Annotated in this window: 12 protein-coding genes; 6 read left to right on the top strand and 6 right to left on the bottom strand. The window is 42.6% G+C overall.

Annotation, left to right across the window (positions count from 1 at the left end):
• Window positions 1-72 precede the first annotated feature (72 nt).
• The gene (gene waaA / locus BWP33_RS01100) at window positions 73-1,362 is read right to left on the bottom strand and encodes a lipid IV(A) 3-deoxy-D-manno-octulosonic acid transferase (protein ID WP_002641211.1); all 1,290 of its coding nucleotides are present in this window, start codon (window positions 1,360-1,362) and stop codon (window positions 73-75) included.
• A gap of 88 nt (window positions 1,363-1,450) precedes the next feature.
• Here waaA and BWP33_RS01095 point away from each other — a divergent pair, with 88 nt between their 5' ends.
• Together BWP33_RS01095 and metG are read left to right on the top strand one after the other, a co-directional pair.
• Entirely contained in the window at window positions 1,451-2,137 is a 687-nt protein-coding gene (locus tag BWP33_RS01095) for a YidX family protein (protein ID WP_002641212.1), read from the top strand.
• An 80-nt stretch (window positions 2,138-2,217) separates the two neighbouring features.
• A complete protein-coding gene (metG, locus tag BWP33_RS01090) occupies window positions 2,218-4,326 on the top strand; it encodes a methionine--tRNA ligase (RefSeq protein WP_081578978.1) in 2,109 nt (702 codons plus the stop codon).
• Between the two features lie 92 nt (window positions 4,327-4,418).
• On the opposite strand, the gene BWP33_RS01085 is transcribed toward metG, so the two are convergent.
• The 3 genes from BWP33_RS01085 to BWP33_RS01075 all read right to left on the bottom strand — a co-directional run bounded on the left by BWP33_RS01085 (window position 4,419) and on the right by BWP33_RS01075 (window position 7,012).
• Window positions 4,419-4,781: a hypothetical protein gene (locus tag BWP33_RS01085; RefSeq protein ID WP_002641214.1), complete on the bottom strand. Its 363-nt coding sequence runs from the start codon at window positions 4,779-4,781 to the stop codon at window positions 4,419-4,421.
• A gap of 289 nt (window positions 4,782-5,070) precedes the next feature.
• Complete coding sequence (locus tag BWP33_RS01080) at window positions 5,071-6,369, bottom strand: adenylosuccinate synthase (RefSeq protein ID WP_002641215.1); 1,299 nt, start codon at window positions 6,367-6,369, stop codon at window positions 5,071-5,073.
• 145 nt (window positions 6,370-6,514) lie between these two features.
• Window positions 6,515-7,012: a hypothetical protein gene (locus tag BWP33_RS01075; RefSeq protein WP_002641216.1), complete on the bottom strand. Its 498-nt coding sequence runs from the start codon at window positions 7,010-7,012 to the stop codon at window positions 6,515-6,517.
• Between the two features lie 260 nt (window positions 7,013-7,272).
• Between BWP33_RS01075 and BWP33_RS01070 the strand changes: the two genes are divergently transcribed.
• Entirely contained in the window at window positions 7,273-7,746 is a 474-nt protein-coding gene (locus tag BWP33_RS01070; RefSeq protein ID WP_002641217.1) for a hemerythrin domain-containing protein, read from the top strand.
• A 379-nt stretch (window positions 7,747-8,125) separates the two neighbouring features.
• Here BWP33_RS01070 and BWP33_RS01065 read toward each other — a convergent pair whose 3' ends face one another.
• Window positions 8,126-9,655: a pyridoxal phosphate-dependent decarboxylase family protein gene (locus BWP33_RS01065; protein ID WP_002641218.1), complete on the bottom strand. Its 1,530-nt coding sequence runs from the start codon at window positions 9,653-9,655 to the stop codon at window positions 8,126-8,128.
• A 189-nt stretch (window positions 9,656-9,844) separates the two neighbouring features.
• Window positions 9,845-11,206 (bottom strand): diaminobutyrate--2-oxoglutarate transaminase, encoded by a 1,362-nt coding sequence (locus BWP33_RS01060; protein ID WP_002641219.1) that lies wholly within the window; start codon window positions 11,204-11,206, stop codon window positions 9,845-9,847.
• Window positions 11,207-11,501: 295 nt separating this feature from the next.
• On the opposite strand from BWP33_RS01060, the gene BWP33_RS01055 reads away from it, so the two are divergent.
• From BWP33_RS01055 to ppc, 3 genes are all read left to right on the top strand, one after another.
• Window positions 11,502-12,416, top strand: a complete 915-nt coding sequence (locus BWP33_RS01055; protein ID WP_002641220.1) for a cupin domain-containing protein — start codon at window positions 11,502-11,504, stop codon at window positions 12,414-12,416.
• A complete protein-coding gene (locus tag BWP33_RS01050) occupies window positions 12,413-12,910 on the top strand; it encodes a DUF2726 domain-containing protein (protein WP_002641221.1) in 498 nt (165 codons plus the stop codon). Before BWP33_RS01055 ends, BWP33_RS01050 begins: the two co-directional genes overlap by 4 nt.
• A 248-nt stretch (window positions 12,911-13,158) precedes the next feature.
• Entirely contained in the window at window positions 13,159-15,861 is a 2,703-nt protein-coding gene (ppc, locus tag BWP33_RS01045; protein WP_002641222.1) for a phosphoenolpyruvate carboxylase, read from the top strand.
• The last annotated feature ends 10 nt before the right edge of the window (window positions 15,862-15,871 follow it).

Here is a 15,871-nt window from a genome sequence, read left to right as displayed (position 1 = left end):
GATGATTGGCAAAATCATGTGTTTACAGAATGCTTGGCTTGTCAGGCTGCCTGAAAACAAAATTTGTCTATTTTAACTTGTCTCTTGGTCTTTTGCTATTTTTGTGATGATTTGATGGATTTCATGTGCCATTTTTGCGCTTGCGCCGTGGTGTTGAGCCACGAAATCACGCGCACTTTGCGCGATGGGTGCACTCAAATGTGGATGATGCAACCAATCGCATGCGGTTTGTACCACTTCTTCGGCCGTATTCAACTGTTTTGCTGCGCCAGCCATCAACGCCCAATCGCAAGCAGCCTGAAAATTAAATGTAGATAGCCCAAACAACACGGGTTTGCCGCAACTCATCGGCTCAATCACATTTTGACATCCTGTCTCCACCAAACTGCCACCGACAAACACCACGTCTGCTGCCTGATAATAGGCAAACATTTCCCCCATGCTATCCCCAATCCACACTTGCGTTTTAGGCTGTACAATTTGATTATCGCTGCGTTTTTGCGTTGGCAAACCTGCTTGCGTAGCAAAATCAAAGGCTGCCTGAAAACGCTCAAGATGTCGTGGCACAATAATCAACAAATCATTTGATTGGGCGATTTTCTTCCATGCTTGAACAATCCATTGTGCTTCGTCCACGCCATCTTTTTCACGTGTACTGGCTGCCAAAAACACGCGTCTATCACCAATTCTGGCACGAAACTCATTTGCCAATTTTGTGGATTCTGCTGATGGCGTGATGTCAAATTTCGTGTTACCGCAAATCAGCGGATTTTTTACGCCAATTTTTTCCAAACGCTCTGCATCTTCAATAGTTTGCGCGTAACAACCCGACAATTTTGCCAACGCTGGCGCAACCAAACCACGAATTTTCCAATAACCACGCTCCGATTTTTCAGATAACCGCGCATTTGCCAAAAATAATGGCACATTTTCTGCTGCACACGCATGAATCAAATTTACCCAAATTTCTGTCTCCATTAATATGCCTAATTTTGGACGATGTTCACGGATAAATTGTTGAACCCATTTTGGATTATCGTATGGCAAATAACGACATTGTGCGTGTGGGTAAAGCTGCTGAGCTGTGGCGCGACCTGTGGGTGTCATTTGCGTGATTAAAAGTGGCGAATCAGGAAAATATTTTTTTAATTCAATAATTAACGGTTGAGCAGCGCGCGTTTCGCCCACTGAAACCGCATGAATCCAAATTGCATTTTGTATGGGATTGGGATACGGTTCGCCAAAACGTTCCGCCCAATCTTGCAGATAGTCGGGATTTTTTTGAGCGCGTTTACGCAAATAATGTTGAATCAGTGGCTTGAGGATGCTGCAAAATAGTGCATTGTAAATTTTGTGTAACATACGAATTTTCCAAGTAGAATGATTATTCAGGCATCTTTCAAAAGAAAAGGCAGCCTGAAACCAATCATCTTATCACAAGGAAATCTCGATGAAATTAGCCATCAAATTTGCCAGTCTTTTTTTGGCAATCAATCTGCTAAATGCGTGTGCCACATCACAACTACTGGAAAATAATCGCAGCACCCACACCATCACCGAACGCCAAACTTTGATACAAGACAGCGTACGTGCTTTTGGCAAACCTGCTCAAATTATCAATAACTTACCCAGCGATGCTATTGTCATTGTCGGCAATCAACAAAGCTACGTCTTGACACAAGGCGGCGGCAAATTCACCACTTTAATCGGACAATTAGACCCGCGCTACATTCGCATTACCAATAATTTGTCTTTTTACTCGGAAAAAAATGACGGTAAATTTTCAGGAAAATTAGATTTACGTTACAGCAGGTTAGCTAGCGATGTCGGCAAAAATGATATTCAATTTTTCCTACAAAACGGCGTACAAGAATGCACCAGCGAAAGCGATAAACGAATGAATGTACAAAGTTTTTGTTTTGAAATTCCTTTACAAGGTTTGATTTATCCAGTCGCCAGAAATTTAGACAGCCTGCGTCCATTGAGTAAATCTTATCCAATTGAAATTTATACACAAACAGAAAAAACAGAACATCATAGTCATGATGTGGGGAAAAAAATTGTATTGTTTCCATTTGCCATTGCGTTTGACGTGATTACATTGCCATTACAGGCTATTGCGGAAATTTTTGATTGATTTTAAACGACCATACAAACTTGTACCCACAAGCCAAAATCCAGAACATAAAGTTTCAGGCAGCCTGAAAAGCAATTTTAATCGGCTTATGGCATAATTCAACGTTTTACACTCTCCCTATTTCAGAGCAAAAAATCATGACACAAAAACGTAAAATTCTTGTTACCTCCGCCCTGCCCTACGCCAACGGTGCCATTCATTTGGGACACATGGTAGAACATATCCAAACCGATATTTGGGTGCGTTTCCAAAAATTACGTGGACACGAATGCCATTACTGCTGTGCGGACGACACACACGGCACCCCCATCATGTTAGCCGCACAAAAACAAGGCATGACACCCGAACAAATGATTGCCAAAACCCACACCGAACACCTAGCCGATTTCACAGGCTTTGGCATTGCTTACGACAATTATTATTCGACTCATTCACCTGAAAACAAAAGCCATTCTGAACGGATTTACCGCGCCTTAAAAGCTAATAACAAAATCATCAGCAAAAACATCAACCAATTGTTTGATCCAGAAAAACAAATGTTTTTGCCCGACCGTTTCGTCAAAGGCGAATGCCCCAAATGCCACGCCAAAGACCAATATGGCGATAACTGCGAAGTCTGTGGCACAACTTATGCACCCACCGATTTGATTAATCCTTATTCAGCTGTTTCGGGTGCTACGCCTATTATGAAAGAAACCGAACATTTCTTTTTCAAATTAAGTGATTGTGCGGATTATTTGAAAGCGTGGACATCAGGCGAAACCAACGGACGCGCTCATTTGCAGCCTGAAGCCTTAAACAAAATGAACGAATGGCTCAAAGATGGCGAACTCGCCGACTGGGACATCAGCCGCGATGCGCCTTATTTTGGCTTTGAAATTCCCGATGAACCCAACAAATATTTCTACGTTTGGTTGGACGCGCCAGTCGGCTACATGGCAAGTTTTCAAAATTTATGCGAACGCAATGGTTTGAATTTTGATGATTTCTTCGGAAAAGACAGTCAAGCCGAGTTGTATCATTTTATCGGCAAAGATATTTTGTATTTCCACGCTTTATTTTGGACAGCCATGTTGGAATACTCTGGACACCGCGCCCCAAACGGTATTTTCGCGCACGGCTTTTTGACGGTGGACGGACAAAAAATGTCCAAATCACGCGGCACATTCATCACCGCCAAATCCTATTTGGATTTAGGCTTGAATCCCGAATGGTTGCGCTATTACATCGCCGCCAAATTAAACAGCAAAATTGAAGATATCGATTTGAATTTAAATGATTTTATTGCACGTATAAACAGCGATTTAATTGGCAAATACATCAACATTGCGTCTCGTGCCGCTGGGTTTATTCACAAAAAATTTTCAGGCAGCCTGAAAGATGTTTCGCAAAGCACGTTAATCAAACAATTAACCGAACAATCCGAATCCATCGCCCAAGATTACGAAAGCCGCGAATACAACAAAGCCTTACGTGAAATCATGGGGTTAGCTGATTTAGTGAATGAGTACGTGGACGCGAACAAACCTTGGGAATTAGCCAAACAAGATGGCATGGAATCTCGTTTGCATGAAGTGTGCAGCGAATTGATTAACGCATTTAAAATTTTGACAGCATATTTATTTCCTGTATTACCAAACCTATCCGCACAAGCCACCGCATTTTTAAATGTGGAAAAATTAGATTGGACGCACACCGTTAGCACGCTGCCTGAAAACCATAAAATCAATCCATACAACCATTTAATGCAACGAATCGAGGAAAAACAAGTGAACGATTTAATTGAAGCCAACAAACAATCCATTCAGGCTGCCGCGCCTGCCCAAACCCCAACCAGCGACTACGCTCCTGTTGCCGAGCAATGCAGCTTTGACGATTTTATGAAAGTCGATATGCGCGTGGCGAAAGTATTGAACTGCGAAGCGGTAGAAGGAAGCACCAAATTATTGAAATTTAACTTAGATTTTGGTTTTGAACAACGCACTATTTTCTCAGGCATTGCCGCCAGCTATCCGAATCCAAGTGAATTAAATGGCACAATGGTCATTGCGATTGCGAACTTCGCACCGCGCAAAATGGCGAAATTTGGCGTATCCGAAGGCATGATTTTGAGCGCAGCCGATAAAGACCACAATTTGAAATTATTAACCGTACACGAAAGCGCAAAACCAGGTGATAAAGTCGGTTAATTGATTAATATTGATATTCAGTCAGGCAGCCTGAAAACTCTTGATTAGATTTTCAGGCTGAAACTTTTTCAAAACACCCAAATAATGATTAATTAATCATTATTAATATCCAAACTTTCATCAATTTCAATGATGCCATGACCTTTTGATTCAATGCTGATGTCTAATTCACGATTGCCTTTACGGAATTTTAAATCGGCATCATTGTGCTGAATATCGCGCTCAACCAAACGATAACCTTTTGATTGTACATGTTTAATTGCTTGACTTGCCAATGCACGAACATTGCCACCACGCAAACGGAATTCAGCTTCAAATTCACCATTACCTTGGGCTTGCGATTTGGTTACTTGCGCACCTCGTGGTTGGAAAATATCGCTTGGCATACCAGCCGCTTGCGCTGCAAATGCTGTTACCATACCCGCCAATAAGATGGTTTTTTTCAACAAATTCATAATTTATTTCCATTTGGTTATTAAAAGTAGAATCATAACTTTAATAAGCGTTAAATGGGTTTAATTCTCATCAAATTACGTGAAAGGCAACCTGAAACCTTTGCAAAACCCAAAAATTAACCTAAATCTCGTCATTCCCGCGAATGCGAGAACCCAATAGCAAAATTTAGATAATTGATTTTATTTGATTGATTAAAAATCTATTTAAGATTAAAAATGGATTACCGCCTACGCGGTAATGACGGCGTATAGTTTTGCAAAAAAGGTTTCAGGCTGACTTTTATTCCCATTATTCAAACGGATGTTGAATCAAAATCGTCTCTTCGCGATCTGGCCCAGTTGAAACGATTGCCACAGGCGCACCGCAGACTTCTTCAATGCGTTTCAGATATTTTTTCGCATTTTCAGGTAATGCATCATACGATTTCACGCCAAACGTAGATTCCGTCCAACCTGCCAACGTTTCGTAAATAGGCGTGCAACCTGCAACCGCGTCCGCGCCAAAAGGTAAAATATCGGTGGTTGAACCGTCTGGCAGCGTGTAACCCGTGCATAATTTGATTTCTGAGATGCCGTCCATCACGTCCAATTTGGTGATGCACATTCCTGTGATGCCGTTTACTTGAATGGAGCGTTTTAAGGCAGCCGCGTCAAACCAACCGCAACGGCGTGGTCGCCCCGTTACCGAGCCAAATTCATTGCCACGCTCTGCCAAACCTGTGCCAATTTCATCAAATAATTCGGTTGGGAATGGACCTGAACCCACACGTGTGGTGTACGCTTTCACAATCCCCAATACATAATTCAACATTTGTGGTGGCACACCCGCACCAGCCGAAGCCGCACCTGCTACACAATTTGATGAAGTAACAAAAGGATAAGTACCATAATCAATATCCAACAATGTCCCTTGTGCCCCTTCAAACAATAGGCGTTCGCCTTTTTGATTTTTTTCGTACAAAGTGCGCGAAACATCGGCAATCATTGGCAAAATACGAGCGTGGAAACTTTCAATTTTCGCCATCACATCATCAAATTTAACTGGCGCAACTTTGTGCAAATGTTCCAACTGAACATTATACAAATCCAAATTGGCACGCACTTTTTCCGCCACCAATTCCATATTCGCCAAATCGCCCACACGAACCGAACGGCGTGCCACTTTATCTTCATACGCAGGCCCGATGCCACGTCCTGTTGTACCGATTTTTTTATCGCCTTTGGAATTTTCACGGGCTTGGTCAAGCGCAATGTGATATGGCAAAATCAAAGGCGCAGTGGCGGCGATTTTCAAGCGTTGTTCCACGTTTTTCACACCAGCCGCAATCAATTCATCAATTTCACTCAACAAAGCTTCTGGCGACACCACCACACCCGAACCAATAAAACAATCCAATTTTTCATGCAAAATACCACTTGGAATCAAGCGTAAAACGGTTTTTTTACCGTTCACAACCAACGTGTGTCCTGCATTGTGTCCACCTTGAAAACGCACCACGCCTGTGGTTTGTTCCGCCAACCAATCTACGATTTTACCTTTGCCTTCGTCGCCCCATTGTGCGCCGATTACGACTACGTTTTTTGTCATTTTGTTTGACCTTTTTTGGGTTTAAAAATTTTGAGCTTAAGAGTTTTCAGGCTGCCTGAAAACGATTCCATACCTATACCATAAAATTCTACGCCATTTTGCAAATTAATTTAATTGGTTATCTAATACAAAGCAATCAGTATGATTAACATAAGGAAAAGTCCCCAATCATCCACGATCCAGTTTTGCTGATGCCTGTATCTAGCTCAAGACCAACCGCTTTAGCCGCCCGAATCCGTAACAACGTTGGTAATGCAAATAACATAATCGGTGTCCCTAACACACAAACCCAACTCATCAACCTAAATACAGTAGAATCACTTCCCCTACTCATCACATGCATCAATATCATAATAAAAATGCCAATAGGATACAAAAGCATATATACCCACGTTCTGAAAACTTGCATCCATTTTATGCGTGGTAATTTAGTAAATTGATAATCGGCTAAAAAGAAATTACCCGTAATATCTAAAATGCGTGCGCTATACAAAGGCAAAATAGGAAAGCCAAAAATACATATCCAACACGTTGAAGTATAAGAACCATCTTCTTCATAATCACATTCGCCCACGAAAACCGATCCCGTACCATTAACAGACCTTGTTCTCTTAATTTTAGAAATGACATTTTCTACAATCATTTAAACCACCACCCATTCCCCATCATCACACAAAACCAACCTTTTCAGGCTGCCTGAATTAAAAGAAAATCATAAAGCCCAAACTTTAGCATAAAACGTCTTCAATTGGGCGTAGATTTGAAAGTTTCATATAATTTGAATTTTTATGAAATCAGCGTAAAATACGGCTCATATTCAAGCTGAAGATTATGGTATTTGAAATTCAAATTACGGCAAACAGCACTATTATTCACAATAAAATCAATACAAGGAATCCAACCATGACCGATTTAACCGTTTGGCAAACCGCGCCATTTGATGCCATTATTGACCACATTTTACCGCGCTACCATGAAACTCACCGCCGCCAGTTAGATGAAATTTTGCCACTGGCAGAAAAAGTGGCGCGTGTTCATGCGCAGACGTTTAATCCGCAGATTCTGCCGTTGGTGCAATACATTGACTCGGAATTACGTGGACATATGATGAAAGAAGAGCGTATGCTGTTTCCAATGATTAAACAAGGAGTTGGACGTGGTGCAGCCATGCCCATCAAAGTCATGATGCACGAGCACCAAGACCATGAACAAGCCATCACGCAATTGACTGAATTAACTGATAATTTCACACCACCAGCGCACGCGTGTGGCAGTTGGCAGCGTTTGTATGCGAATTTACGCGAATTAACCGAAGATTTGCGTAATCATATTGAATTAGAAAATGAAATCTTGTTTGCACGTGTGATGCAATTATAAGAGATTTTGACTCCAACCTTTACAAAACCTTAGAAACTGTGTTCATAAGATAGATTGATAAATTTATTTTGCGGCTGTTTAAGCCAACGCAGTAGGCGTATAAAGTGGCGATAAAAGCAAGCTATTAAGATTATGAACACAGGTTCTTAGATTTGAGTACAATTCAAAGCGATAGTATCGCATCACACACAGACCAAATTCATTCAGGCATGATACTCTCCCCAAATAATTTGATTTGCAGATAATCTTAATAATAACTAATTGATTTTTTAGGAAATTAGTTAAATTGCGTGCGTACATGCGTTGCCATCATTATGCTTTTCTGTTTGTCTATGTTTTCAGGCTGCCTATTTTACTACAGACAGCCTGAAAACAAAGTTTAATCAATCACAGGTTGATATGTCCCATTTTTAACAGCATCGCCAATTTGATTGGCTTGAGCGCGGACTTGCGCCAACAGTTTTTGTACATTGTCCAGCGTAGCGATGGGACTAAGTAGCGTCATTTTTAACGATTGCACGCCATTGACTTTGGTTACGCCAATATTTGCCTCACCTTGCGCAAACAAACTATCTGCCACATTTTGATTTAAATTATCTAAAAATTCAATAGGATAATCTTTCGGGCGCACTCGGAACAACACCGATGCAAATTGTGGATTAACCAATAACTCAAAATCGTCTTGTTCGCGGATAAACTGCGCGACTTCTTGCGATAAATCAACGCCATGTTCAATCATAGACGCATACAAATTCTCGCCCAACGCCTCCAAAGTAAACCACAATTTCAACGCATCAAATCGTCTGGTGGTTTGCAAAGATTTGCTGACCAAATTCGGTACGCCGTGTTCTTCATCGTAAGCCGAATTCAAGTATTCTGCTTCGTAGTGCATAAAACGGAAATTGCGCTCGTCTTTTAATAAAAACGCACCGCATGAAATGCTTTGGAAAAAATGTTTGTGAAAATCTAAAGTAATACTGTCCGCTAATTCAATGCCTTGTAACTTACTGCAGTATTTTGGCGACAACAACAACGCGCCCCCCCAAGCCGCATCAACATGAACCCATGCACCAACAGAATCCGCCGCTTGACGGATTTCAGGCAGCCCATCAATTGCACCTGCATCGGTTGTGCCTGCGGTTGCCACAATACACGCAACCAATTTATCAGATTGTTTTAATTCAGATAATTTTTGATTCAGCGCACCAATATCCATCTGTCCCAATTCATCACATGGCACAGTTACCACCGATTGAAAACCCATGCCCATCATCGCCATGTTTTTTTGTACCGAAAAATGCGCGTTTTCCGAACACACCACTTTCACACGTTTCAAGGCATCAGCTGGCAAACCATCGCGTTGCACTGACCATTCGGTACCATCATCATTTTGCCAATGTTTCGCCACACACGCATCACGCGCCAACAGCACGCCCATCAAATTGGATTGCGTACCGCCAGACGTGAACACCCCTGCCGTGCCTTTACCATAACCTACTTTTTGGCGTAACCAATCAATCAGTTGTACTTCCATCAGCGAGCCAACGGGGCTTTGATCCCACGAGTCCATCGATTGATTGGTCGCGTTAATCAGCACTTCTGCCACTTGGCTGGCAACCATAGTCGGGCAATGTAAATGCGCTAATGAATGTGGGTGATGCACTTTCAAGCTTTTGCTTAAAAACAAATGATTCAAACGCGATAAAGTTTCAGGCAGCCCTAAACCTTGTGCAGTGGGCTCAAATTGAATTTCTGAACGCAATTGGCGAATACTGCCACCCGTGTACATTTTTTCTTCACTTAACCAATTAGATACCGCTTCTACGGCGGTTTTCATGGCGGATTCGTAGTCGGCGCGAGATTGTGGTGCAGCGCACAACAAGGTGCGTTGATGTTGAGATAAAGACATAAAAATCACATTCCTGTATTTATATAATTTAATAATTAATAGTCGTTTAAAATAAAAATAGGACAAGGCGTGTTTACATCGAATACATAAAGGAGCAGACAACGCTGTAGTATTTTTAATTTTAAACGACTGTACAAAGATTTTGACCTGAAAACGTTCAACACGCTGTTCAGGCAGCCTGAATCATCATTAACCGCGCACCGCTTTCAATGCGTCCAAGACTGATTGCTTGAATTTTGCCATCAATTCCACGCAATCATCTTGCGTCAAAATCAACGGCGGCAATAAACGAATTACCGTACCATTACGCCCGCCGCGTTCTAACAATAATTGATTGTTAAAACAAGCTTTTTGTACCGCCAACGACAATTCTGCATCAGCAGGATACGCGCCCATATGATCAACTGGTTTGCGCTCGTCCACAAATTCAATGCCAATCATCAAACCACGCCCACGCACATTACCAATACACGGTAATTCTTTCGCCAATTCTTTTAAGGCAGCCTGAAGCCAATCGCCACGAACTCGCGCATTTTCTGCCAAATTTTGCTCTTTCATCACACGTAATGATGCCAAACCAGCCGCCATTGCCATTTGATTGCCACGGAATGTGCCAGTGTGTCCAGCAGGTTGCCACGCATCAAATTCTTTTTTGATTGCCAACACGGCTAATGGCAAACCACCACCCACCGCTTTGGACATCATAACAATATCGGGTTCAATCTCCGAATACTGAAACGCAAACATTTTACCCGAGCGACAAAAACCAGCTTGCACTTCGTCCAAAATCAACAAAATACCGTGTTTTTGTGTGATTTCGCGGATTTTGCGTAACCATTTGGTTGGCGCGGTAACCACACCGCCTTCGCCTTGAATAGCTTCCAAAATCACGGCAGCAGGCTTGACTACACCACTTTCCACGTCTTCAATAAAGTTTTCAAAATAATAAGTTAATGCGTCTACACCCGCTTCGCCACCCAATCCCAATGGGCAACGGTATTCATGTGGATACGGTAAAAATTGCACGCCAGCCATTAAATTATTGACGGCATTTTTCGCGCCCAAATTGCCTGTTAAAGCCAACGCACCATGCGTCATGCCATGATAACCGCCTGAAAAACTAATCACATTAGCGCGACCTGTGTGGGTTTTGGCTAATTTAATGGCAGCTTCCGCAGCATCAGCGCCTGTTGGACCACAAAATTGTAAGCAATAATTTTCGCCAAATTCACGCAACAAAGTTTCAGTAAACGCGTCTTTTAACGGCGTGGTTAAATCCAAAGTATGCAATGGTAAGCCGCTCGCCAAAACGTCTTGAACGCTTTGAATAATCGCAGGGTGATTGTGTCCCAATGCCAATGTGCCAGCACCTGCCAAACAATCCAAATATTCTTTGCCTTCCACATCAATCACACGGCAGCCATGCGCTTTGGCAATTGCCAAAGGTAATTTGCGCGGATAGCTACGGACATTGGATTCCATTGCATTTTGGCGATTAATGTAGTATTCGTTGGTTGCATTGGCAACTGGGGTTACGGGTGTGTTGTTCATCAACATAAGTCCTTATCATAAAAGGAAGAAAAGTTTTCATAGACTGACTACACGATGGCAGAAAGTCTCAGTTATCATCTCTCGTGTTTGGTTAAAGAAAACAGCCAGTTTGAGTAAACTGACTGGTGAGCAGTTATGCCACACGGCGCGGATTATAGAGTTAAAATGCCATAAAAGGGGAGAAATTTTAGTTAGCGCAATCTTTTCAGGCAGCCTGAAGAATTTTTTTTATTTGTAAAATACCCAATTTATTTTAAAATCAAGTTTCTCAAATTTTTCTGATGGATAGATTTTCATGGATAGCTTAGCCAAACTGATTCATCTTGCCCAAATCACGGGCAGCATCAATATATTGTGTCAATTCAAAGGTGAATGGTTTATGCATCACCCGCATAAACGCGCTCATGGCATCATTCATTTTGTAACCAGTGGGCAAGGTTGGCTGCACATTCACAATCAACCGCCACAAATTCTGCAAACTGGTGATTTAATTGTGTTGCCACGTTCGGCGGAACATATTTTGAGTCATGATAGCCATTGCAGTAATCCATATGCACAGCCCAATTTATCCACGCAAGGCGCGTTCACGCTGAAAAATATGGATTCAGATAGCCACCATACCCTCACTTTATTTTGCGCCAATTTTGATTACGAACCACACGCTGATTTATTCAATGGGCTGCCTGAAATTTTGCATTTGAATGGCAAAGAACCTGAATTTCAACATATTTTATCTTTGTTGCAACACGAAGCGCAGCAAAATTATCCAGCCGCCAGCATGATTTTAAATGCGTTATTGGAGATTTTGTTGATTCATATTTTGCGCCAATATTTGAATCAACAACCGATTTTGTCTGGCATTTTAAATGGGTTACACGACAAACGTTTGCGTGGCGTGCTAACCGCCGTATTAGCCGAACCCGCCCATGATTGGACAGTGGAAGCAATGGCAGAGCAAGCACATTTGTCTCGCGCCCAATTGATGCGTTTGTTTAAGCAATACATTGAAATGAGTCCGCATGCGTTTGTTAACCATATTCGGCTTCAGGCAGCCGCGCAAATGTTGCGCCAAACCGCCGATTCTATTTTACAAATTGCATTATCAGTGGGATTTCAATCGGAAACGCATTTTGGTAAAGCGTTCAAAAAACAATATGGCATTCCACCTGGCATTTACCGCAAACAGCATCCTGAAAGCGTGAATTCATGAGTATTTTATTGGCTTTTTTGGGCATATTGTTTTTGATTTTACTGGCGTTTCATTATTACAAAGGCAAACCCGATAAAAATAACCCATTTGATGGCAAAACCGAATTACCCTATACGCGCCGCGCACCACTTACGCCGACTGAATTGAAAGTCTATGATTTATTACTGGAAACCTTTCCCAATTACATGATTTTTCCACAAGTGCAAGTGTCGCGCGTTGTGGAATCTCCCAAAGAAAACAATTTGTATTGGTTCAATTTTATCAATCGGTTAAGTTATGATTTTGTCGTGTGCCGACTCGACGGTACGCCAATTGCCGCCATTGAAATTGATGACGATACCCATGCCTTACCCCAACGCCAAGCCGCCGACAATCGCAAAGATTTAGCCACACTCGCCGCAGGCATCGCCATTTTTCGTTGGCCAGTACGCGAAATCCCCGACCGCCAAGAAATCATCACACAAATGCAATTAATTGACAAACAAGCAGAATAATTCATATCATTTAAATGAAAATGTGTTCAGGCTGCCTGAAAAATATCCTGCTCATTTATCGTGGATTAAAATAAAAATTTCCTAAAGCGACCATGTCCGCCATGTACGAATAATACATAAAAACGTGGTCAACGCTGGGGAATTGCAATATATTACCGAATACAAACAACTTTCACACAACCCTCTTATTTCCGCTACAATAACCATGTGGTTTTTGGTTAAATCTTGTAAACAAGGAATCTATCTCCATGGAATTTTCACTCTTACACCAAAGCAAAGACGCAGAATTAGCCGCCGATGCCGAATTCATGACCCAATCACTCTACAAAATGCTAGACGTTCACGCCGATGAAATTGTGGTCAATGCCCTAAAAATTTTGGCAGATGCACAAGATGCCAGCCAAGTCATTACCCAAATTTTGCCGTCCCTGAGCGAAGCACAAACCGAAAATTTAATCACCGCCGTGGGTATGTTCGCGCAAATTCTCAATATCGCCGAAGACGTACATCACCAACGTCGCCGTTTGGTTCATGAACACGCGGGCAATGTCGCCAGCGAAGGCAACATCGCCGAAACCGTCAAAAAATTCCAAGCCAATGATTTGGACAAACCAACCGTTCAGGCTGCCTTAAATCAAACCCAAATCAACGCCGTTTTAACCGCTCACCCCACCGAAGTCCAACGCCAAGCGACACTCATCTCACACCGCAAGATTCGCGCCCTGTTACCACAACGCGAATTATGCAAAACCCCTGACGAATTGGCTGAATTACAACGCGAAATGGACATTGTGTTGCTCACATTGTGGCAAACCAGCGAAACACGCCATTTCAAAATCACCGTAAAAAGTGAAATCAACAATGGCGTCAATATTTTCCCCATCAGCTTTTTCCAAGCCATTCCCAAATTGTATCGGCGCATGGAAAAACAGTTTCAGGCAGCCTTCCCCGATATTCAAGTTCCCAATATGATGCAAATTGGCGGCTGGATTGGTGGCGACCGAGATGGTAATCCAAATGTCTCCGCCAAAACCTTACGCGATGCATTCACACATCACGCTAACGCTGCATTTCATCATTATCGCCGTGAATTAGAAGCTTTGTATCAAGAATTGCCACTTTCGGTACGCCGTGTCAAAGTGAGTGATGCGGTATTGGTGTTGTCCGCGCAATCGCCCGACAAAGAAGTCGGACGCAAAGAAGAACCATATCGCCGCGCCATCGCATTGATTTTATCGCGCATGACTGGCAAAGCGCATCAATTGAATGTACAATTGGGTTGCAAATATGGCGTAGGTCAACCTTATGAAAATAAAGATGAATTTTTGCGTGATTTGTACGCGTTGCAAAACAGTTTACGCGACAATGGCAGCGCGGTTTTGGCTGATGGGCGCATTGCGGATTTAATTCGCACCGTGTCTATTTGTGGTTTTCATTTGATGCCACTGGATTTACGCCAACACGCTGAAAAACAAGCCAATGTTGTAATTGAATTATTTCAACACGCAGGTTTAGAAAATTTCGCCATGCTGCCTGAAAGCGAAAAACAAACCGTTTTGTTACGCGAATTAAACAATCCTCGCCCACTCTCCAGCCCATTCATTACCTACAGTGCCGAATCACGCTATGAATTGGATATTTTCCGCGAAGCCAGTTTAATCAAACAACAATTCGGCGAACAAGCCATCTCGCAAAGCATCATCTCCAATTGCGAACAACCAAGCGATTTGTTGGTATTGGCGTTGTTATTCAAAGAAACGGGTTTATTGACCATTCAAAATGGCAAACCCGTATCGCGTATGAATATTGTTCCCTTATTTGAAACCATTGAAGCCTTACAAAACGCGTGTCCCATCATGGAAACCATGTTTCAATCGGATTGGTATCGCGCTTTTATTGACAGCCGCGACAATATTCAAGAAATCATGCTCGGCTATTCGGACAGCAATAAAGACGGCGGCTACATCACCAGCACTTGGGGTTTGTATCAAGCAGAACAAGGTTTGGTCAAATTATTCGCCGAATACAACATTCGTATGCGTTTATTCCATGGACGCGGTGGCAGCGTTGGGCGTGGTGGTGGACCATCTTATCAAGCCATTTTGGCTCAACCAGCAGGCAGCGTAGCAGGACAAATTCGCATTACCGAACAAGGCGAAGTCATCACCGCAAAATACGGCGACCCCAGCAATGCTGTCCGCAATTTGGAGGCTTTAGTCGCCGCCACTTTGGAAGCCACTTTGTTACCCATTGATGCCGACCCTGACGCAAATTTGATGAATCAATTATCACAAAGCGCGTTCAAACACTACCGCGCCTTGATTACGCGTGATGGTTTCATTGATTATTTCTTGCAAACCAGCCCAATTGAACAAATTGCCAGTTTGAATTTGGGTAGCCGCCCAGCCAGTCGCAAAACATTGGCACAGATTCAGGATTTACGTGCGATTCCGTGGGTGTTCTCTTGGACACAAAATCGGCTGATATTGCCAGCATGGTACGGATTTGGCAGCGCGGTGCAAGATTTGTGTCAACGCGATTCAGGCAGCCTGAAAAATCTGCAAGCTCACGCACAAACCAATCCATTTTTCCGCGCCATGTTGTCTAATATGGAGCAAGTGATGGCAAAAACCGATATCACACTCGCCGAACATTATGCAGAACTTAGCCAAGACCCACAGCACGGTGCAGCAATTTTCGCCGACATCAAAGCTGAATATCAACGCAGCCGTCAAGCCTTGTTGGATATTTTACAAGCCGATGAATTATTGAAAGATAATCGTGCTTTGGCGCGTTCGTTGGCGTTGCGGATTCCGTATTTGAATGCGTTGGGTGCATTACAGGTGGCGTTACTGAAAAAATTACGCCAAGACCCAACGAATCAATACGTGCTGCAAATGGTGCATCAAACCATTAATGGCGTGGCACAAGGTTTGAGAAATACGGGTTAATGATTTTTTA

Source organism: Simonsiella muelleri ATCC 29453 (assembly GCF_002951835.1).
In the GTDB taxonomy this organism is placed as follows: Bacteria; Pseudomonadota; Gammaproteobacteria; order Burkholderiales; family Neisseriaceae; genus Simonsiella; species Simonsiella muelleri.
This window is presented reverse-complemented; position numbering and strand designations above follow the sequence as displayed.